The organism is Polyangium spumosum (assembly GCF_009649845.1).
Classification (GTDB): Bacteria; Myxococcota_A; Polyangia; order Polyangiales; family Polyangiaceae; genus Polyangium; species Polyangium spumosum.
Window position 1 is genome coordinate 326,927 of sequence record NZ_WJIE01000002.1, and the last position, 20,406, is coordinate 347,332.

The 20,406-nt window shown below is 70.6% G+C and carries 16 protein-coding genes; 7 read left to right on the plus strand and 9 right to left on the minus strand.

Annotated elements, in window-relative coordinates; translation table 11 throughout:
• Window positions 1-105: 105 nt before the first annotated feature.
• Window positions 106-693, minus strand: coding sequence for an SMI1/KNR4 family protein (locus GF068_RS07365; protein WP_338046265.1), 588 nt, complete (start codon window positions 691-693; stop codon window positions 106-108).
• Window positions 694-841: 148 nt separating this feature from the next.
• Between GF068_RS07365 and GF068_RS07370 the strand changes: the two genes are divergently transcribed.
• Window positions 842-1,654: a uracil phosphoribosyltransferase gene (locus GF068_RS07370; protein WP_153819120.1), complete on the plus strand. Its 813-nt coding sequence runs from the start codon at window positions 842-844 to the stop codon at window positions 1,652-1,654.
• A 22-nt stretch (window positions 1,655-1,676) separates the two neighbouring features.
• Here GF068_RS07370 and GF068_RS07375 read toward each other — a convergent pair whose 3' ends face one another.
• The gene (locus GF068_RS07375) at window positions 1,677-2,750 is read right to left on the minus strand and encodes a hypothetical protein (protein ID WP_338046266.1); all 1,074 of its coding nucleotides are present in this window, start codon (window positions 2,748-2,750) and stop codon (window positions 1,677-1,679) included.
• Window positions 2,747-5,383: a protein kinase domain-containing protein gene (locus GF068_RS07380; protein ID WP_153818624.1), complete on the minus strand. Its 2,637-nt coding sequence runs from the start codon at window positions 5,381-5,383 to the stop codon at window positions 2,747-2,749. The genes GF068_RS07375 and GF068_RS07380 overlap by 4 nt, the downstream gene beginning before the upstream one ends.
• Before the next feature lie 197 nt (window positions 5,384-5,580).
• Here GF068_RS07380 and GF068_RS07385 point away from each other — a divergent pair, with 197 nt between their 5' ends.
• Entirely contained in the window at window positions 5,581-6,966 is a 1,386-nt protein-coding gene (locus tag GF068_RS07385) for a cyclic di-GMP-binding domain-containing protein, MshE-related (RefSeq protein WP_153818625.1), read from the plus strand.
• On the opposite strand, the gene GF068_RS07390 is transcribed toward GF068_RS07385, so the two are convergent.
• The 4 genes from GF068_RS07390 to GF068_RS07405 form a co-directional block, all read right to left on the minus strand.
• The gene (locus GF068_RS07390) at window positions 6,967-8,139 is read right to left on the minus strand and encodes a CaiB/BaiF CoA transferase family protein (protein WP_153818626.1); all 1,173 of its coding nucleotides are present in this window, start codon (window positions 8,137-8,139) and stop codon (window positions 6,967-6,969) included.
• A 106-nt stretch (window positions 8,140-8,245) separates the two neighbouring features.
• Window positions 8,246-8,575, minus strand: coding sequence for an SCP2 sterol-binding domain-containing protein (locus tag GF068_RS07395; RefSeq protein ID WP_153818627.1), 330 nt, complete (start codon window positions 8,573-8,575; stop codon window positions 8,246-8,248).
• A 132-nt stretch (window positions 8,576-8,707) separates the two neighbouring features.
• Window positions 8,708-9,775: an IMP dehydrogenase gene (locus GF068_RS07400; RefSeq protein ID WP_153818628.1), complete on the minus strand. Its 1,068-nt coding sequence runs from the start codon at window positions 9,773-9,775 to the stop codon at window positions 8,708-8,710.
• Window positions 9,776-10,007: 232 nt separating this feature from the next.
• Window positions 10,008-12,359, minus strand: coding sequence for a heavy metal translocating P-type ATPase (locus GF068_RS07405; protein WP_153819122.1), 2,352 nt, complete (start codon window positions 12,357-12,359; stop codon window positions 10,008-10,010).
• A 214-nt stretch (window positions 12,360-12,573) separates the two neighbouring features.
• Here GF068_RS07405 and rplC point away from each other — a divergent pair, with 214 nt between their 5' ends.
• Genes rplC through GF068_RS07420 form a run of 3 tightly spaced genes read left to right on the plus strand, consistent with a single transcriptional unit; the run spans window position 12,574 to window position 14,406 of the window.
• On the plus strand, window positions 12,574-13,239 hold the full coding sequence (rplC, locus tag GF068_RS07410; RefSeq protein ID WP_153818629.1) for a 50S ribosomal protein L3: 666 nt from the start codon (window positions 12,574-12,576) through the stop codon (window positions 13,237-13,239).
• Between the two features lie 13 nt (window positions 13,240-13,252).
• On the plus strand, window positions 13,253-13,864 hold the full coding sequence (locus GF068_RS07415; RefSeq protein WP_338046267.1) for an SAM-dependent methyltransferase: 612 nt from the start codon (window positions 13,253-13,255) through the stop codon (window positions 13,862-13,864).
• Window positions 13,861-14,406: a gamma-glutamylcyclotransferase gene (locus GF068_RS07420; protein WP_338046268.1), complete on the plus strand. Its 546-nt coding sequence runs from the start codon at window positions 13,861-13,863 to the stop codon at window positions 14,404-14,406. Before GF068_RS07415 ends, GF068_RS07420 begins: the two co-directional genes overlap by 4 nt.
• A gap of 13 nt (window positions 14,407-14,419) precedes the next feature.
• Here GF068_RS07420 and GF068_RS07425 read toward each other — a convergent pair whose 3' ends face one another.
• A complete protein-coding gene (locus GF068_RS07425; RefSeq protein WP_153818630.1) occupies window positions 14,420-15,352 on the minus strand; it encodes a DUF4388 domain-containing protein in 933 nt (310 codons plus the stop codon).
• A 142-nt stretch (window positions 15,353-15,494) separates the two neighbouring features.
• On the opposite strand from GF068_RS07425, the gene kdd reads away from it, so the two are divergent.
• Complete coding sequence (gene kdd / locus GF068_RS07430; protein ID WP_240806723.1) at window positions 15,495-16,538, plus strand: L-erythro-3,5-diaminohexanoate dehydrogenase; 1,044 nt, start codon at window positions 15,495-15,497, stop codon at window positions 16,536-16,538.
• 28 nt (window positions 16,539-16,566) lie between these two features.
• The gene (locus GF068_RS07435) at window positions 16,567-18,261 is read left to right on the plus strand and encodes a formate--tetrahydrofolate ligase (RefSeq protein ID WP_338046269.1); all 1,695 of its coding nucleotides are present in this window, start codon (window positions 16,567-16,569) and stop codon (window positions 18,259-18,261) included.
• Here the strand turns inward: GF068_RS07435 and GF068_RS46920 are convergent.
• A complete protein-coding gene (locus tag GF068_RS46920; protein ID WP_338046270.1) occupies window positions 18,245-20,383 on the minus strand; it encodes an ATP-binding protein in 2,139 nt (712 codons plus the stop codon). The genes GF068_RS07435 and GF068_RS46920 overlap by 17 nt on opposite strands.
• Between the last annotated feature and the right edge of the window lie 23 nt (window positions 20,384-20,406).

Genomic DNA, 20,406 nt, shown 5'->3' on the forward strand with positions numbered 1-20,406 from the left:
GAAGAACGACCCCTCGCGGATCGCTAGCCCATCGTCGGGAAGGATGTTCCAGAGCGCCGAACCCTTCGGCGCTCTGCGAGATCGCGAAGCGAGCTCGCCTCGGGACTAGGTCCAGTGCCCGGCGCGCAGCGCGGCCGAGTCGATGACCTTGATCTTCGGCGCGAGCGCCTCGCGGAAGATCGCCTCGTCCTCGTCGTCGAGCGTGCCCTCGCCGAACCCGGTCGCGACCTCCATGCTCGTCGCGAGGATCCGCAGGAACTGCTGGAAACTCGACGCGCAGAGCGCGGGCTTGATCGCGTCGGTGCCGAGCATGCACGTGAAGACGGGGCAGTCGCCCTCGGCGTCGAGCTTGCTCGTGTCGAGGAAGTACGGATCCCCGAGCAGCGCGCTGCGGGCGATGATCACCCAGCTCTTGCGCCACGCCGGGAACTCGTCCGTGCGCTTGCCCCCGAGCGTCTGCTCGCCCGCGAGCTTGTGCGACGGGAAGAGCCGCACCCGCTCGGCCGGGGTCACGGTCTCGACGTCCGTCGGATCGGCCGCCGCGACGAAGGCGCGATAACGTGGGGGGATCCTGAAGGTCTTGCGCAGCTCCTCGATCACCGCCGGGTCCGCCTTGCCGAAGCTCACGGGGATGCTCCGCTTGGCGAAGATTTCTTTGAGCGCCGCAACCGATTCGGCCAGGTCGCTGTCCACCGAACCTATCCTCCGTCTCGCGGGTCTCGCACACGCGCGTGTGGCTGGAGAGGGGCTCCAGCGTCGACCCGTGCCGAACCCATACGCCAGTATCACCGGCGCGCGTAGGAATACCCCGCACGGGGCCAGGTAGTGTAACAGAAAAATGATGGTCGACACCGCCTACGCCGAGAGCCGGTACCGGGCCGCCGAGATTCCCCACCGTTACGGGCCGGAAGTCCATCTGGTCGACGACCCGTTCGCCTGGACCCTTTTGACCCGAGCTTGCTCGCCGGACACGGGCCAGCCGGACATGGGCCGCCTGGTCCGTATGCTCTACGAAGGGCTCGCCCGCATCGTGCTGGCGACGGAGTTCCCCCGCGCCCGCGTGGATGTCCCCACGCGGATGGCCGTCGCGCACCCGGAGGCCGTCTACCGAGGCACCGCGCTCTCCCGGACCACCAAGGCCGTGACGGTGGGCATCGCCCGGGCAGGGACGATGCCGTCGCAGGTGGTCTTCGACCTGATGAACGAGGTGCTCGACCCGAACCTCGTCCGGCAGGACCACCTGTTCATGAGCCGGCAGACGAACGCGCAGGGCCAGGTCGTGGGCGCGACGTGGCACGACGCGAAGATCGGGCGTGACGTGAGCGACCGCTACGTGTTGTTCCCGGATCCGATGGGCGCGACGGGGTCGTCGATGGTCAGCGCGGCGTCGTTTTACAAGAGCTCGCTCGAAGGAAAGCCGGCGAAGCTCATCGCGATGCACCTGATCGTGACGCCCGAGTACATCCGGCGCGTGCACGCGGATCATCCGGACCTCGTGATCTACGCGTACCGGCTGGATCGTGGGCTCTCGCCGCCGGCCGTGTTGCGCACCGAGCCGGGCACGAGCGAGGAGGAGCGCGGGCTCAACGAGGTGCAGTACATCGTCCCGGGCGCCGGAGGCGTGGGCGAGATCTTGAACAACGCGTGGGTCTAGGACGAGCCCCCGAGGGCGCGAGCTACCTTCGCGTCCTCGGGTTGTGCGCGACGACCATCGCGCGGTAGTCGAGCGCCATCTCCGAGCGGGAGACGGGCGGGCGCAGGTCGGGCAGCATGTGCTCGAGGCTCTGCACCATCGCGCCGAGCTCGCTCGCCGACGCAGCGCGGCCCTGCGTGAGCTCACGGTAGGCCTCGGCGATCGCCGGGACGCCGCGGCCCGAGACGTGGCCGCGGCGCGAGAGGTCGAGGTAGCTGCGGCCGAGCGCAGCGCCGTCGAAGTTGTGCGACGCGACGAGGTCCTGGGCGACGCGCAAGACGGCGCGATCGGGGATGCGGCCGTCCTCGTGCAGGACGAAGGCAGCCTGCAGGTAGTTGTAGAAGGGGACCACGCGCGGGCCATAGAGGCGGAAGTCCGAGGGCGAGGACTGGCGGTCGAGGTGGATCAAGATGCGCTCGACGACCGGGCCTTTCTCGACGTACCCAGCGAAGCGGACGGCGTCGAGGATCGTGTCCTCGTACGCGCCGCCCGCGCGCATGATGTCGACGAGCTCGTCAGGCTTGACCTTGCCTTCGCAGACGTCGGCGTAGAGCGAGTAGACGAAGGCGTCGGCCTCGGCGTCGTCGCCGAGCAGGACCTCACGCACGAGATCGGCGTTCTCGTCACGCGCGGCGCCGAGCTCGCAGCGGCGGCGGAGGAGCGCCGGGAGCTTGTAGCCGAGCTGGCCGCGCAGCGCGCGGAAGCGGAGGCGCAAGATGTTCTGCAGGTTCGGCTTGAGCGTGAGCGAGGCCCAGCGCGCGCCGTCGAGGCGGAGCTTCTGCTCGATGCGAGAGCGGAGCTGCTCAGGGCTGCCGGAGAGGATGTGGATCTCCACGCCCGCGCGGCCGAGCTCGCGGAGCAAGGCCGCAGCTCCCGGGACGGTGCGCTTCTGATCGGGGCGCTCGATCGCGGTGCGGACGAGGTCACGCACGGTGTCGAAGTCGGTGCGCAGGTAGGTCTTGTCGAGGTCCCAGCGCGCGACGAAGGGGCGAGCCGCGACGCGCGGCGCTCGGGTGCTGGGCCGCTGGCCCTCGGGAGGCGCGGCGCGCTCGTTCACCCCGCGTTCCAGTCGGCGCGCATGCGCTCGAGGGAGGCCATGAGATCACTCGAGCCACCCGTCCGAGCGAGGTCGAGCGCCTGCGCGTGGAAGGCGCTCGCCTCCTTCGCGCGACCTCGCTCGTGCGCGACGAAGGCGAGCGCCGCGAGCAGGCGCGCGCGCTCGAGGCCGCCCGCGGCGAGATCGAGCGCCTCGCGCAGGACGCCGTCGGCGTCGGTGAGCGCAGAGGCACGCGCGAGCGCCTCGCCGAGCTTGCGGCTGAAGATGATGACGGCCTTCTCGGGCTCGTCGAGCTCGCCGCGGAAGAGCTCGCGGCGCGCGAGATCGAGGCCGCGACGGAGCGCGAGGACGGAGCCGTCGCGATCGCCACGATCGCCGGCGCGATCGGCGACCTGCTCGAGGAGCATGAGCGCTTCGAAGGTGTCCTGCGCGTGGTAGGCGTGGAGCGCGCGGACCTCGAGCGGCAAGGGGAGCGGCTCGCCGTCGCGGCCCACGAGCGCGCGCGCGTGGAGGTCACGCCGCACGGCGACGGGCGTCGTGGCGAGCGCGATCTCGCGGAGGAGCGGGTGCGCCGCGCGGAAGCCGCCGAGCTCTTGCTCGATCATGCCCGCGGAGCGGAGGACGGCGAGGAGCTGGACGGTGTTGCGATCCGAGGGCAAGAGCCGCTCGATGTCCTCCATCTGCGCGTCGTCGCCGAGGACGGTGACGGCCTGCAGGACGCGGCGCGCCTCGGGCGGCAGGCGCTCGATGCGCTGGGCGACGAGATCGCCGAGGCGCGCAGGCGGGTTCGTGCCGCCCTCCGAGGAGAAGCGGAGGAACTGATCGAGGTAGAGCGGCGAGATCGAGCGCCCGCCGTTCTGGCCGAGGGTCGCGGCGTGAGGCTGGGCGACCATCTGCGAGACGAGGTCGAGGGGCAACCCTTCGAGCACACGCGTCGCGCCGGCCCAGCCGGGATCGAAGCCGGGCAGGTGCGTCGAGACGACGAGCAGCGGGTGGATCGGGGGCTCGACGACGACGTCGGCGAAGGCGTTGCGGCTGGCGCCGTCGACCGCATGCAGGTCGTCGATCGCGAGCAAAACGAGGCGGCCCTCGTTGCGCTCGTGCGCGCGCATGATGGCCCAGCGGAGGGCCTCGGCGGCGGTGAAGCGTCGATCGTCGGGCTGGACGATGCCGGCGGGAGGCTTCGACCACATGTTGACGCTCGGATGCGGAGCGCTGCGGTCCTTCTTGCCGAAGATGGCCATGAGGCCGGCGCGCGCCTCGGGGGTCGCGCCGCGCCACTCGTGGGGCTCTCCGCCGCCGTGCGGCAACGACGCGAGCGCCACGATCGCCTCGCGCAGCACGTGGTAGCCGACGTCGGCGCCCCACGGATCGGGGCGGGTGAGCACGACGTAGTCGCCGGCGACGGACGCGAGGTGGATGAACTCCTGGAGCAGGCGCGTCTTGCCCATGCCGCCCTCGCCGACGATCCGCGCCGTGGCGAGGGTGCGATCGACGTCGAAGCGGAAGCTGTCGAGCCACTCGAGGTCACGCTCGCGCCCGACGAAGGGCAGCGGCAGCTCGGGCAAGCTCGAGAGGCGCACGCGCGGCGGCGGGCCCGAGACGGGCGGCGCGATGCGCCGGGGCTGGCTCATGGGCGGCTGGAGCGAGATACGCGCCCCGCACTCGCCGCAGAACTTCTGGTTGCGCGGCGCCATCGTGCCGCACGAGCCGCAGGCCACGCCGGGCTCCTCGACCGAGACCGAGGACGGCGGCGCCCCACGATCGAGCATCGCCGCGGCGGCGCGCAGCGCGAGGGTGAACTCGTCGGACGTCTGGTAGCGGCGGCTCACCTCCTTCTCCATCGCGCGCAGCGTCACGTCGACGAGCGGAAGCGGGATGTTGCGCGCCGGAGCGACGTCGAGCGGGTTCGGCGGAGGCACCGTGAGGTGCATGAGCACGACCTGCGTGGGCGACTCGGACTCGAACGGCAGCCGGCCCGTGAGGAGCTGGAAGAGCAGCACGCCGCACGTGTAGAGGTCGCTGCGCCCGTCGATCGGATCACCACGGCCCTGCTCGGGGGACATGTAGTCGGGCGTGCCGCAGACGATGCCGGGGCTCGTGATGTGCGTGCTCGGCACCTCGCGCATCTTCGCGAGGCCGAAGTCGACGACCTTCACGAAGTCGCCGCCGGTGCGCATCGGCTCGAGCACCACGTTCTCGGGCTTGAGATCGCGGTGGATGATCCCGAGGTGGTGCGCCTCGGCGAGGCCCGCGAGCACCTGGCACATGATGTCCACGATGCGGCGGAACGGCAGCGGCCCCTCTTCGTAGTCGACCCGCGCGAGGTCCCGCCCGCGCAGGAACTCCATCACGAGGTAGAGCTGGTTGCCGCTCTTTCCGAAGTCGAAGACGCTGACGATGTTCGGGTGGTTCAGGCGGCTCGCCGCGCGCGCCTCCGTGATGAACCGGACCGACGCGCTCTCGTCGCCGAGCAGGTGCGGGTGGATGATCTTGACGGCGACGGTGCGTCCGAGGGCCTTCTGCTCGGCGCGGTAGACGCGGCCCATGCCGCCCACGCCGATGAGCTCGAGGATGACGTAGCCGCCAGGGAGCGTCGTGCCGAGCAGCGGATCGTCGGCGCGTGATTGCACCTCCGAGATCGGAAAGCCGCAGACATGACAAAAGCGGTGTGCCGGATCGCACGCAGTGGCGCACTGAGGGCAGAGGACATCCGACACGCGCCGGAAGTTACCACGGTCGGGCCCGAGATTGCGCCGGTTCTGTCACGCCCGCCGCGGCTCCCCAACAACTGGTCGGTCCGCGCTGCGATCGGCTAACCTGCGGGCCGATGCCAACGCCGCGCCTCCGTCTCGGTCAGCTCCTCGTCGACGCAGGGCTGCTCTCGCAGCAAGACCTCGACGAGGTCCTCGCGCTCCAGAAAACCGACGGGCGACGCCTCGGCACGTTGCTGGTGGAGCGAGGGCACATCAACGAGACCCAGCTCACACAGATCCTCTCGCATCAACTGAGCGTGCCCTGGGTCTCGCTGCTGCACATCGAGTTCTCGCGGCAGCTCTTGAACCTGGTGCCGCACCACGTGGCCGAGCGCTTCTGCGTGGTGCCGATCTACGTCCGTCACGTGCGCGGGCAGGGCCAGACGCTCTACGTCGCGATGGACGATCCCTCGAACGAGGAGGGCCTGCGCGCCTGCAGCGAGCACTCGGGGCTGCCGGTGAAGGCGATGATCGCGCCGCCGAGCGACATCCGGGACGCGATCCGCGTGTACTACGACGTGCAGGTGGGCGCGCCGGCCGCGCAGACGCCGCTCACCGAGCCCGCGCCGATCGTCGAGCGCGACACGACGCCCGACGGCACGAGGCCCGAGGTCGCGCCGGAGACGGCCGCCGCCGCGGCCCTCGAGGAGACGCCGGCCGCGCCGTTCGTGGCAGCGGCGGTCGAGGCGCCGCAGGTCGAGGTCGCGGAGGTCACGGTGAGTTCGTTGGAGCTCAAAGCATCGGAGGCCGAGCGCTCGCCGAAGCCGCAGCCGAGCCCGACGCGCAGCGCGCCGAAGACGCCGCCGCCGCCGACGCAAGAGGCCGCCCCGATCGTCGAAGCGGAAGCGCCTCCCCCGATGCGCGGCAAGATGCCCTCGGCGCCCGACGTGCCGCCGCCGCCGACGCTCCCGGATCCGGGCGCGCAGTCGCCGCAGCTCGAAGAGGTCGCCGCGAAGACGCGCGTGTCGATCGTGGAGGCGCGTCCCTTGCCGCCGCCGTCGGAGCGGCTGCGACGCGTGCTCGAGATCGCGGACGATCCGCAGCCTTCGACGCTCGGCGAAGGGGAGCTCGTGCCGAGCTCGCAGCCCGTGGACACGATCCCGGAGCCACGCGGCCGCGCGCCGCGCATGATTTCGCTCACGTTGCTCGACGGCACGACGATCTCGCTGCCAGCGCCGCGCAAACAGAAGCAACGCGTGACTACGCTCGCGCAGCCGGCCGGCATGCCGATCGAGGAGGAGCTGCCGCCGTCGACGCTCGGGGCCGAGGACGACCGCGCAGGGCTCACGGCGAGGGATCTCGTGGCGGCGCTGCGCGCGGTTTGTCATGGCGCGGACGCGAAGGAGATCCTCGGGCCGAACCTCCGCTGGGAGGCCATCGCAGCCGCGCTCCTGTCGGTGCTGCTGCGCAAGGGGCTCGTCGCCGACTGGGAGTTCGTCGACGAGCTGAAGAAGATCTGACTAGCTGCCTTCTCCGTGCCGGATGACGCCGACGCGGGCGAGGTCGTCGATCTCCGCGTCGGAGAAACCCGCCTCGCGGAAGATCTCGCGCGTGTGCTCGCCCGAGCGCGGCGGCGGGGTGAAGGCGACGCCCTTCGGCGTGACGGGGAGCCGGATCTGCGGGATGTCGCCGCGCCCGCTCGGGATGTCGAAGAAGAGATCGCGCGCCTTCAAGAGCGGGTCGTCGCGGAGCTCGTTCGGGCGCACGACGGGCTCGAGGCAGCAGTCGTGCTTCTCGGCGATCGTGATCCACTCGTCGCGCGTCTTCGCGGCGAACGCCTCGCGCACGGCGGCCTTGATCTCGGCCTGGTGCGGGCCCGGCACGAGCGCCTCCATGCTCGGCTCGAGGCCGGCGGCGGCGCAGAAGGACATCCAGAACTTCGGCTCCAGCGCGCCGAGCGCGAAAGCGTGTCCGTCCTTCGAGAGGTACGTGCCGTAGGGCGCGATCCCGCCGACGAGCGCGTCGGTGCCGCGGGGGCGGGTCTCGCCAGCGAGCGCGGCGCCGATCGTGGCCGTGGCGAAGCCGAGGATGCCGTCGGTCATCGAGACGTCGAGCACGCGCCCCTCGCCCGTGCGATCACGCTCGGCGAGCGCGGCGAGGATGGCGATGACGGACCACATGCCTCCGCTCACGTCGGCGAGCTGGAAGCCGGGCGGCTGCGGCGGGCCGTCCTCGGGCCCTTGCGAGCCGAGCAAGCCGCCACGCGCGAGGTAGTCGATGTCGTGCCCGGCGCGGCTCCGCAGCGGTCCATCCTGGCCGTAGCCCGTGAGGGCGCAGATGACGAGCTTGGGGAATTTTGCGCGAAGCACGTCGTGCCCGAGGCCGAGGCGATCGAGGACGCCGGGGCGGAACTGCTCGAAGAGCACGTCGTACGAGCCGACGAGCCGCTCGAACGCCGCGCGTCCCTCGGGCCGCTTGAGGTCGAGGAGCGCGCTGCGTTTGCCGCGGTTCAAGAGCTGGAAGGCCGCGGACTCGCCGGCGATCGCGGGCGGCATGTGGCGGAGGTAGTCGCCGCCGACGAGGTCCTCGATCTTGTCGACGGTGGCGCCGAGATCGGCGAGCACGAGCGTCGCGAAGGGGCCGGGCAAGAGCCGCGAGAGGTCCAGGATCCGTTTGCCGACGAGGGGGCGCATGCGGTTTCCTTTGAGGTCAAACAAACATGGATGGCGGATGAACGAAGGCCGGCGGCCCTCGGACGGATCCGAGGAGGCGCCGGCCTCTTCCCGGGTGCGGGATCGATCAGAGCTCGAAGAGCTTGTTCAGCTTCATCGCGAGCATCTGGTTGCCCACGAACTTGAGCTTGCCCGCGAAGTAGAGCTGCATGCCGTTCGCCTGCGGGTTCTCGTAGAGCTTCTGGAAGTCGGTCGACGAGATCGTGATGGTCACGTCGGCGCCGCCGGGGTTGCCCGCCTGGGCGCTCGCGGCGTTCAGGTCGAGGAACCACTGGCCGCCGCCCTCGCCCGTGATGTCGAACTGGTACTTGCCGCCGATCGCCTTCGCCCCGTCGGGGTTCTTAGCGATCTTCGAGGGGACTTCTTCGTTGAAGAGCTTCTGGATGTCGACGGCCATGGTGCCTCCGGGCGAGCGTGCGCCGACGCGCGTCGGCAGCTCGGGTTCGATGGTCGCCGGGTGTAGCCGCGAGCGACGGGCCGCGTCAAGCGCCCGAAAGGACAACCGTTCGATGGCAAAATTGCGCTCGGGTTATGCGCGTGCCCGCGACGGCTGCTGCGAGGCGCGCGGCGCCTTGTCGAGGGCGGAACGCACGGGCAGGACGAAGAGCCGATCGATGGCGACACGCGCGTCGCGTGGCGGCGGATCCTCGGGCGGCGCCTGCATGAGGCGCAGGTCCCTGAGGAGGCTGCGATCGAGCTCGCCCTCCTCGCCGAACTCGTAAGGCAGGATCGAGGGCAAAAGCGCCACGAGCACGGCCTCGCTCCCGCCCTGCCGGATCGAGGTGCCCTGGTAGACGGCGACGGCCTGGCCGAAGGCCTCCTGGAAGACGAAGGGGCGCCACTCGAGGGGCGCGGTGAGGTCGAAGCGGCGCTCGCCGACGACGAGCTCGCGGCCGTCGAGCGTGAGCGGCGCGCCCCGCGCGTCCGAGAGGACGAGGCGCTCGACGCAGGCGGGATCGAGCTCCTCGACCGCGAAGACGAGCGCGGCGAAGTCCGAGGGCAAGAGCTCGAGCGGCGCGCCGTCGGGGCCGAGGGCCTCGAGCGCGGCGTCGTCGCCGACCGCGGTGAAGGCGCGATCGAAGAGCGCCCCGAGCGCGCGGCGCGCCGGCCCTTCGAACGTCGATCCCACGTAAAAGAGGCCCTCCGGCGAGCTCCAGACGGCGACCATGCGATCTCGCTTGGCGCTCGTGACGAGCGTCATGCCGAAGGGCTCGGCGAGGGGAACGACGTTCTCGGGCGGCCCGCTCTCCGGCTGGAAAAAGAGCCCATGACCGTCGACGCAGATGCCACGCGACGCGCCCGCGTCGGCCGAGCGCCTCCGCGATCCACGCACGAGAAGCGCGACCGCCGCCGTGGCGAGCGCGAGCGGCACGGTCACGCGGAGGACGAGGTTCTGCACGACCGCGACCACGACGAGCGCGAGGAGCAGGAGCGGCAAGACGTAGTCCCGAGAGGCGGCCTTCGTGGCGCCCGCGCCCGCGCCCGGGGTGATCGCCGCGAACGAACGCGCGCCCCTTCCAGGTCCACCCGCCGATCCATCGGCGAGCTTCGACGAAGGTGCCCCACGCGTGCGGGGCGCCCCCTCCCGCAGGGACACGCGCGTCCTCGTCGTATCCCTCGGGCTCGCGGCTCCGTTGCGATTGCGCTCGCTTGCCATCGAACCTCCCGGCGGCAGGCGCGTCGCCCCTCGAAGAGCGTAGCACCACGACTGCAGTACGGGAGGGGGTTCGGGCAGCCCAACCGGCGATGCGAGCTCACGCTCTTTCCAGGACGGAGCGCGCTTTCCCGGCTCCTCCGCGGATCCACGGGCGAGCGACCGACGCTCTGCGTCAGAGGCGCGTGGTGCGCAAGCGCAGCGCGTTCGCGATGACCGAGACGCTGCTCAGGCTCATGGCCGCGCTCGCGATCATCGGGCTCAGGAGGAGGCCAAAAAACGGATAGAGGACGCCGGCCGCGAGAGGCACGCCGAGGCCGTTGTAGACGAACGCGAAGAAGAGGTTCTGGCGGATGTTCTTCATCGTCGCCCGCGAGAGGCGCCGCGCCCGCACGATGCCGCGTAGATCGCCGCGCACGAGCGTGACGCCCGCGCTCTCCATGGCCACGTCCGTGCCCGTGCCCATGGCGATGCCCACCGCGGCGCGCGCGAGGGCCGGCGCGTCATTGACGCCGTCGCCGGCCATGGCCACGACCTTGCCGTCCTTCGTGAGGCGATCGACGACCGCGCTCTTTTGATCGGGCAGGACCTCGGCCTCCACTTCCGTGATGCCGAGCTCGCGCGCGACGGCCTCGGCGGTCGTCCGGCTGTCGCCCGTGAGCATCACGATCACGAGGCCCTCTTCTCGAAGCGCGGAGAGCGCCTCTCGCGCGGAGCTCTTCACGGGATCGGCGACGCCCACGAGCCCGAGGACGCGCCCGCCGCGCGCCACGAACACCACGGTTTGTCCCTGCACGCGGAGCTGCTCGGCGCGGGCGCGGGCCGCGTCGAACTCGATCGAGAGCTCATCGAGCAGCCGAGCATTGCCGAGCGCCGCGGGCTCGCCCTCGACGACGCCCGTCACGCCGCGGCCCGTGAGGGATCGAAAGTCCGTGACGGAGCCGAGCTCGACCGCTCTCTCCTTCGCGGCCGCGAGGATCGCCGAGGCGAGCGGGTGCTCGCTGCCGCGCTCGAGGCTCGCCGCGACGCGCAGCACCACCGACGCCTCGGCGCCGTCGAGCGGGACGATCGAGGCCACGGCGGGCTTGCCCTCGGTGAGCGTGCCCGTCTTGTCCACGACGAGCGTGTCCACGCGCTCCATCGCTTCGAGCGCCTCGGCGCTCTTGACGAGCACGCCCGCCGACGCGCCGCGCCCCGTGCCCACCATGATCGACATCGGCGTCGCGAGGCCGAGCGCGCAGGGGCAGGCGATGATGAGCACCGCCACCGCGTTGAGCAGCGCAAACGCGAGGCGCGGCTCCGGGCCGAAGAGCGCCCACACGACGAACGTGAGCACGGCCGTGAGCACGACGGCCGGGACGAACCACGCGCTCACGACGTCCGCGAGCCGCTGGATCGGCGCGCGCGTGCGCTGCGCTTCGCCGACCATCCGCACGATCTGCGCGAGCAAGGTCCCCTGCCCCACGCGCTCGGCGCGCATCACGAAGCCACCCGCGCCGTTCACCGTCCCGCCCGTCACGTGATCTCCCGCGGCCTTCTCCACCGGGATCGGCTCGCCCGTGACCATGGACTCGTCGATGGAGCTCTGACCTTCGAGCACCACGCCGTCGACGGGGACACGCTCGCCTGGCCGCACGCGGAGCCGATCGCCCACGGCGACGATCTCGATCGGCACGTCCTCCTCGGCGCTGTCTCGCAGGCGCCGCGCGTTCTTCGGGGCGAGGCCGAGCAGCGCGCGGATCGCGCCCGACGTGCGGCTGCGCGCGCGGAGCTCGAGGACCTGACCGAGCAGGACGAGCGTGACGATCACCGCCGCGGCCTCGAAGTACACGGGCACCGCGCCGCCGTGCGTGCGAAACGAGGCGGGGAACATCGAGGGCGCGATCGTCGCGGCGACGCTGTAGACGTAGGCCGTCCCCGTTCCGATCGCGATGAGCGTGAACATGTTGAAGCGCCGCGTCCTGAGCGACGTCCACCCGCGCTCGAAGAACGGCAGGCCTCCCCAGAGGACCACGGGCGTCGCGAGCAGGAGCTCGATCCACGCCTGGTACGGCAGCCCGTGCGACCAGCGATACCCCGGCAGGAGCATCGGCCCCATCGCCATCACGAGCAGCGGGAGCGAGAGCGCGGCCGAGACCCAGAAGCGCCGCGTCATGCTGACGAGCTCGGGGTTCGGCGGCTCCTCGGCGGTGACGACCGCGAGTGGCTCGAGGGCCATGCCGCAGATCGGACACGATCCCGGTTTGTCCTGCCGGACCTCGGGATCCATCGGGCAGGTGTAGATCGTCCCTGCCGGGGCCTTCTCCTCCACCTTCGCCGCGGGCGGCTCTGGCTTCGCTTCGACCTTCGGCGCGAGGAATTTCTCCGGATCCGCCGCGAATTTCTCCTTGCAGCGGGGGTTACAGAACCAGTACGTCGTGCCTGCGTGCTCGTGGCTCCCGCCCCTGGCCGCCCCGGGCGTCACCATCATCCCGCACACCGGATCCTTCACTTTGGCCGGCGCTTGCTCGTTCACCCGGTGCTCCATGTTCCGGCCTTCGGGGTTTGCCAACAAAAAACCTTTCCCTTTGGACCTTCCTGGGTAGACTCCCCGCCCCCCGACTCGCCTGGTGCTCGTTCACCCCGGTTCCTGCGCTTCGAACCGGCCTTCGCCAAGCAGGCAAAAGATGCGACGAGGGGCTCGCGATAGGCGCGAACACGGCCGAACAGACCCCAGAAGAAGCGCGACAGAGGCAATCGACATGAACAAGAACCTTGGCATCCTCGGCAAGAAGGTCGGGATGACCCAGATCTTCAACGAGAAGGGCGAGGTCCTCCGCTGCACCGTGGTGCAGGCGGGCGGCGTCGTGATCGGCAAGCGGACGATGGAGAAGGACGGCTACAGCGCCCTCATCGTCGGCCTGGGCGAGCGCAAAGAGAAGCACACGAAGAAGCCCTTGCTCGGCGCCTACCGCAAGTCGCAGCAGACGCCGAAGCGCGTCGTGCGCGAGCTGCGCGTCTCCGTCGAGGACGCCGCGAAGTTCGAGGTCGGCCAGAAGATCGGCGTCGATCAGGTGTTCGAGGTCGGCCAGAAGGTCGACGCGCAGGGCACGTCCCGCGGCCGCGGCTTCACCGGCGTCGTCCGCCGCTGGAACTTCGCCGGCGCCGTCCAGACGCACGGTACCCACGAGTACCGCCGGCACGGCGGCTCGATCGGTACGAACATGACCCCCGGCCGCACCCTGCCCGGCCTCAAGATGCCCGGCCACTACGGCGCCGAGACCGTGAGCGCGCTCAACCTGAAGATCGCGAAGCTCATGCCCGAGGACGACCTCGTCCTCATCGAGGGCGCGGTCCCGGGCGCGAAGAACGGCATCGTGCTCGTCCGCGGCGCCGTGAAGAAGAAGAACGCCGGCAAGAAGGCCTGATCGCCATCTCCTCGTGAGCGCGAAGGGCAAGAACCCGTACCGGAAACCCGACACCTTCACCAAAGCGGCGAAGGCGCAAGGGTTTCCGGCGCGGAGCGTCTTCAAGCTCGAGGAGATCGATCGCCGGGTACGTCTCCTGCGACCCGGGCAGCGGGTGCTCGATCTGGGCGCCGCTCCCGGGTCGTGGTCCATGTACGCCGCGCAGAAGATCGGCTCGAAGGGGCACCTGCTCGCCGTGGATCTCTCGGAGATCCGGCAAGCCTTCGGGCCCAACGTGACCGTCGTGCAAGGCGACGCGCTCTCGCTCACGAACGAGGCGCTCGCGCAGTTCGCGCCCTACGACGTGGTGCTGAGCGACATGGCGCCCGCGACGACGGGCAGCAAGGCCGCGGATCAGTGGCGGAGCTACGAGCTCTTCGATCGCGCGGTCTCCGTGGCCGAGGCGCTCGGCGCGCCCGGCAGCGCCTTCGTCGGCAAGCTCTTCATGAGCGAGGAGTTCCAGAAGGCGCGCGAGCGGCTGCGCTCGCTCTACGACGAGGTGCGCGTGATCCGGCCCGAGGGCACGCGCAGCGTGAGCTCCGAGGTCTTCCTCGTCGGGCTCGGCCGGAAAAAAGCAGCGCCGTGAGCGTGTGGATCTTCGGCTACGGCTCGTTGCTCTGGCGGCCCGGCTTCCCCTACGTCGAGGCCAGGGCCGCGCGTGTTCGAGGTTTGTCGCGGCGGCTCGAGCAGGGATCACCCGATCACCGCGGCACGCCTTCGAGGCTCGGCCGCGTGGCGACGCTCGTCGCCGCGGAAGGCGCGCACGTGGGCGGCCTCGTGTACGCGCTCGCGCCCGCGGAGGCGGACGCGATCCTCGCCGCGCTCGACGAACGCGAGCAAGGTGGATACGACCGCGTCACGGTGCGCGCGGAGCTTCATGGCGAGGCCGCGGAGCGCGAGAGGATCATCGAGGCGATCACCTGGATCGCGCGCCCGGGCAACCCGTGGCACCTCGGGCCTGCGCCCTTCGAGAGCATGGTGGCGGACGTGCTCGAGGCGCGTGGCCCAAGCGGGACGAACGTGGAGTACGTGCTGCGCCTCGCGGAGACGCTCGCGTCACTCGGCTTCGAGGACGAGCACATCACCACGCTCGCCGACGCGGTGCGGTCCGCGCTCGCAGGCTGCTGAAGGATCCGTCGCGTTACTCGATGCGCACGTAGCCCGACGAGATCAGCTTCAAGAGCGTGCGCCCCGTGTCGAGGTCACTCGCGGGGCTCTTGTCCATCACCACGTGCATCTCGGCGTGGTTCCACACGGCCTGCAGCACGTCGAGCTCGCCGGGCCCGAGATCCCGGATCAGCGGCTTCAGCGGCAGCGCCACCGAGAGCTGCGCGTTTTTCCCGGGCAGCTTGTGCTTGATGGCGTTGTACTCGTCGAGCTGGCGGAGACCTTCCATCAAGATCTCCTGCACGGACACGTCGATCAGATCCTTCGGCAGGACCTCGTCGGGCGGCTCGAAGTCGAACGTGCCGCTCCCCCACGACAGGACGCGATACGCGGCCTTGAGCGGCGGCAGGTCGGCGCTGTCGTCGATCGACGCGTGGACGATCGCGCCCTTCGAGAGGTGGATCTTGCCGACCTCGTCGTCGGTGCGGATCACGAGCAGGCCCGTCTTCTTCGACGAGCCGAGGAGCTGCAGGAGATCGGGCAGCGGGATCTCGTCGATCGCGCCGGACATGCTGCGCGTCGGCGATCGGCCCGAGGGCGGCTGCTCGCTGCGCTTGGGCAGGCGGATCCCGGGCTGTGAACCTTCGGCGACGACGACCTTGAGGATGTTCGTGCCGATGAGCACGCGATCCCCTTCCTTCAACGTCGCGCGCTTGATGCGCTCGCCGTTGACGAAGGTGCCGTTCGTCGAGCCGAGGTCCTCGATCGTGATCGGGTCGCCGCACGCGATACGCGCGTGCTTGCGGGAGACCATGTCCTCCACGAGGACCATGTCGAGGTCGCTCGAGCGCCCGACGACGATCTCCTTCTTGTCCTCCAGGAGGAACTCTCCGCCCTGGTATTTGCCGGAGATGAAGCGCAGCGCGAGCCTCCGCGGCGGCGACACCTTGGGCAGTTGGCTTTCCATGCTCGGCCGAAAGATTCGCGGAGGGCGCAGGATACGCCCGCTTCGTCCTTGAAACTTTAGGGTTTCAAGGCTCCAAGGGTCAAGCGTTCCTCGCGGGATCCCCCGACTCGCGTCCGGCGAAAGGCATGATAAGGGAGCGCTCGTGACAACGCTTGCAGGAGACCCCCTCGGCACCCACCGCGTGATCGCGCCGAAAGGTGCGCTCCCCCAGCCCGCCGAGAAGCTCGACAACGACTTCTCCAAGGTCTACGCGACCGAGATCGTCGTCGACGTCCAGACCCTCAACGTCGACGCCGCGAGCTTCCGGCAGATGGAAGAGGCCTCCGGCGGGGATCCCGACGGCGTCGCCGCGCTCGTGATGCAGACCGTGCAGCGCCGCGGCAAGCAACACAACCCCGTCACGGGCTCCGGCGGCATGCTGCTCGGCGTGGTCGAGCGCGTCGGCGACATGGCCGCCACGCGCGGCTTCGTCCCGGGCGACCGCGTCGCCACGCTCGTCTCGCTCTCGCTCACGCCGCTCCGGCTCGATCGCGTGATCGCCGTACGACCCGCCTCCGCGCAGCTCGACGTCGCTGGCAAGGCGGCCGTCTTCCTCACGGCGCCGATCGCGCGCATGCCGACGGACATGCCCGAGCGGCTCGTGCTCGCCCTGCTCGACGTGGCCGGCGCCGCGCCGCAGGTCGCGCGCCTCTGCGGCCCCGGCGACACCGTCGTCGTGCTCGGCGCAGGCGGAAAATCCGGCCTGCTCTGCGCGGCCGAGGCGCGCCGCCGCGTGGGCGAGAAGGGCAAGGTGATCGGCGTCGAGTCCTTCGCCGCGTACGCCGACGACCTGCGCGCGCTCGGGATCTGCGATCACGTCGCGACGCTCGACGCGCGTGATCCGCTCGCCGTGCGTGACGCGGTCGCGCCTCTCACGGAGGGCCGCGGCGCGGACCTCGTGCTCTCGTGCGTGAACGTGCCCGGGGTCGAGCTCTCGGCGATCCTCGCGGCCCGCGATCGCGGCAAGGTCTACTATTTCGCCATGAGCACGAGCTTCACGGCCGCCGCGCTCGGCGCCGAGGGCATCGGCCGCGACGTGGATCTCTTCATCGGCAACGGCTACGCCCACGATCACGCCGAGCACACGCTCTCGCTCGTGCGCGCGAGCCGCCCGCTCCACGAGCTCATGCAACGCCGCTACACGTGACGCCTGCCGCGCAGGCATCGAGGTGATCGTGACCCTTCCGCAGAGCGCTTTGCCCATCGGACCCCAGGGGATCTTCGACGTCGCGCGCGAGCTCGGCGTGTCCGAGGATCACGTGGAGCCCTACGGCCGCAACAAGGCGAAGATCGATCTCGCCGCCCTCGCGCGCCCCGCCTCGGGCGCAGGGCGCCTCGTGCTCGTCTCGGCCATCAACCCGACGCCCGCGGGCGAAGGGAAGACGACGACGTCGATCGGCCTCGCGATGGGCATGCGTCGCCTCGGCAAGCGCGCCGTGCTCTGCCTGCGCGAGCCCTCGCTCGGCCCGGTCTTCGGCGTGAAGGGCGGCGGGACGGGCGGCGGTCGCGCGACGCTCGTGCCCGCCGACGACATCAACCTGCACTTCACCGGCGACATCCACGCGATCTCCACCGCGCACAACCTCCTGTCCGCGATGGTCGACAACGCCTGCCACTTCAACACGTCGTTCGGCGACAAGGGCGCGATCGACCCGCGCCAGGTGACGTGGGGCCGTGCGCTCGACATGAACGACCGCGCCCTGCGCAACGTGGTCGTCGGCCTCGGCCGCAAGGCCGACGGCGTGCCGCGGCAGGATCGCTTCGACATCACGGCCGCGAGCGAGGTGATGGCGATCGTGGCGCTCGCCGAGGGGCCCGAGGATCTCGAGAGGCGCCTCGGCCGCATCGTGATCGGGCAGAGCACGAGCGGCGCGCCGATCACGGCGGCCGACGTGGGCGCCGCCTCCGCGATGACCGCGCTCCTTCGCGACGCGATCAAGCCGAACCTCGTGCAGACCGACGAAGGAGGCCCGGCCCTCGTGCACGCCGGGCCCTTCGCGAACATCGCCCACGGATGCTCCTCCGTCGTCGCGACCCGCCTCGGCCTGCTCTCCGGCGACTACGTGATCACGGAGGCGGGCTTCGGCTTCGATCTCGGCGGCGAGAAGTTCCTCGACATCAAGTGCAGGACGATGGGCGTCTTCCCGCGCGTGCTCGTCCTCGTGGCCACGCTGCGCGCCCTCAAGATGCACGGCGGCGCCCCGGTCAAGCGCGCGGCCGAGCCCGACGAGAAGGCGCTCGAAGCCGGCCTCGCGCACCTGGACAAACACCTCGACTCGGCCGTGTTCTTCGGCCTTCCCGTCGTCGTGGCCATCAACGTCTTCCCGAACGACACGCAAGAGGAGCTCGCCCTGGTCGATGCGGCCATGAAGCGCCGCGGCGTACGCGCGGTCCGCTGCGAAGGCTTCATGCGCGGCGGGGAGGGAGCGCTCGAGCTCGCCGAGGCCGTCGCGACTGCGGCCGACGCGACCGACGGCGCGCCGCCCGCGCCCCGCTTCACCTACGAGCTCGCCGAGCCGCTGCGTGACAAGATCACCAAGATCGCCCGCACGATCTACGGCGCGGACGGCGTCACCTTCACCGCCGCCGCCGAGCGCGACGCGCGACGCATCGAGGAGCTCGGCCACGGCGGCGTGCCCATTTGCATGGCGAAGACCCAGCTCTCGCTCTCCGACGAACCAACACTCGTTGGACGTCCAACGAACTTCCAGGTCACCGTGCGCGAGATCCGCCTCAGCGCCGGCGCAGGCTTCGCCGTCGCGCTCACCGGCGACATGATGACCATGCCCGGCCTGCCCCGCGAGCCCTCGGCCCTGCGCGTGAAGCTCCTGCCCACGGGCAAGATCCGCGGCCTCATGCAGAACGACTGAGCGGCGTCGGCGTCGACGACGGCGCCCCGAGCGCGTCCATCGCCGCCGGCAGGATCACCGCGAACGTCGATCCTTTGCCCTCGTACGATCGCACCTCGATACGCCCGCCCGCGCCCTGCGCGATCCTCTGGCTGATCGCGAGCCCGAGGCCCGTCCCCTTCTCCTTCGTGGAGAAGAACGGCAGGAAGATGTTCTCCAGCACCTTCTGCGAGATCCCCGGCCCGTTGTCGGCGACCGTGAGCTCCACGAAGGGATCGTCCGCCATACCCGTCCCGCTGCGCGTGGTCCCGCGGCCGAGCCGCACGCGCGTCGACACCGCGATCTTCCCCCGCCCTTTCATCGCCTGCGCCGCGTTGCGGTAGAGGTTCATGAGCACCTGCCGGAGCTTCTCCGGATCGATCGCGACCCGCGGCAGGCTCGGATCGAGGTTCACCTCCACCGTCAGATCCTGGCTCGCTCGTTCGGTCGAGAGCACCTGCAGGGTGCGGCGCACGACCGCGTTCACGTCCGTCGGCACCACCGCGCCCTGGTTCGCGCGCGCGAGATCGAGGACCGAGCCGACCACACGATCGAGCCGCTCGACCTCCTCGAGGATGATGCTGATGAACTCGCGCGACTGCGTGTCCGGCTCGCGCCCGTCGGGCCCGGGCTCCGCGAGGAGCTGCGCCGAGCCCTTGATCGCCCCGAGCGGGTTGCGGATCTCGTGCGCGAGGCCGGCCGCCATCTGCCCGAGCACGGCGAGCCGATCCCGCTCCTTCATCTGCTGGTAGACGCGCGAGTTCTCGATGACCACGCCGACCTGCGTGGAGATCGCGTCGAGCAGCGTGATCTCCTCGGGCGAGAAGGCGTCCCGCACGCGCTCGTCGACCACGACGAGCAGCCCCACGATCTCGTCGCCCTCGGCCCGGATCCGCAGGATGACCGCGCCGTCCCGCAGGCTCCCGAGCACCGCGGCCGCGCTGAGCACCGCCTCGGACGCGTCCGTCCGCGCGCCGCGTGCCTTGCGCTCGCGCACCTCGCGCTTGAGCTCTTCGAGCGAGAGCGGACCGACGACGAGCCGATCGAGGAGCGCGCGCGCCGTCGCGACCTCGATCCGCGGCGGCGAGCCCTGCCCGAGTGCCGCGAGCTTGTCGAACCCCGTGCCGTCCGCGTCACGCAGGTAGAGCGCTGCCTTGGTCACGCGGCGCGACTGCTCGAGCGCCGTCATCACGATCGAGCCGAGCTCGTCGAGCTCGAGCACGTGCACGAGCCGCCGCCGCGCGTCGGCCACGGATTGCTCGAGGTCGAAGCGATCGCGGAAGAAGAGCTTCTGGATCTGCTCCGCCACCCGCTCGCGCAGCGGATCGAAGAGGACGAGGATCACGATCGCCGCGAGCACGGCGTTCAGGTACATCGTGTTGAAGCCGCCGATGAACGTGATGAGGACGTAGAAGATCCCCGCGATCAGGAAGGCGACGGCCGTGGCGACGAGCAGGCGCGCGAGCATCTCGTAGACGTCGAGCAGCCGCTCGTGGCGGAGCGCTTGCGCCAGGATGAAGAGGAACACCACGCTGAGCGCCGCGCCGACGGGAGCCGGGTTCACGCCGAGGAACCAGGCGAAATCGGCGACGCTCGCGAGGCCCGCGAGCGCGCCGATCACCACGAGGAAGCGGACGCGCCGCTGCGTCGCGCGCGAGCCGCTCCGCGCGCCGCGTTGCCCGAGCTCCCAGAGCCCCGCCGTGAGGAAGGCGAAGACGTAGAAGAACACCGCGCCGCGCACGAGCCAGAAGCCCTGCTTGGGGCTGAGCACGAGCAGCACCATGGGGACCGCGAGCACGCCCGCGAGGCGCGGCAGGCGGCTCGGGCGATCGCCCTCGTGCGGGATCATCGCCTCGAAGAGGTGGAGCGCGAACTGCGGCAAGAGCACCGCGAGGATCGCGGTGAAGCGCTCCCAGATCGTCTGCTGGAAGAAGCCGAAGAGCGACTGCGACAGGTACCAGAGGCCGATATCGCCCGCGAACGCCGCGAAGAGCAGGTGGACGGTGCGGACGCGCCCGCGGAGCAGGATCGAGACGGCGATGACGAGCGCGAGCGCGCCGCAGACGAGCGTGGTCCGGGTCCGGAGATCGATCCCTATCGGCACGACGAGAGCGTAACGCGCCGCCT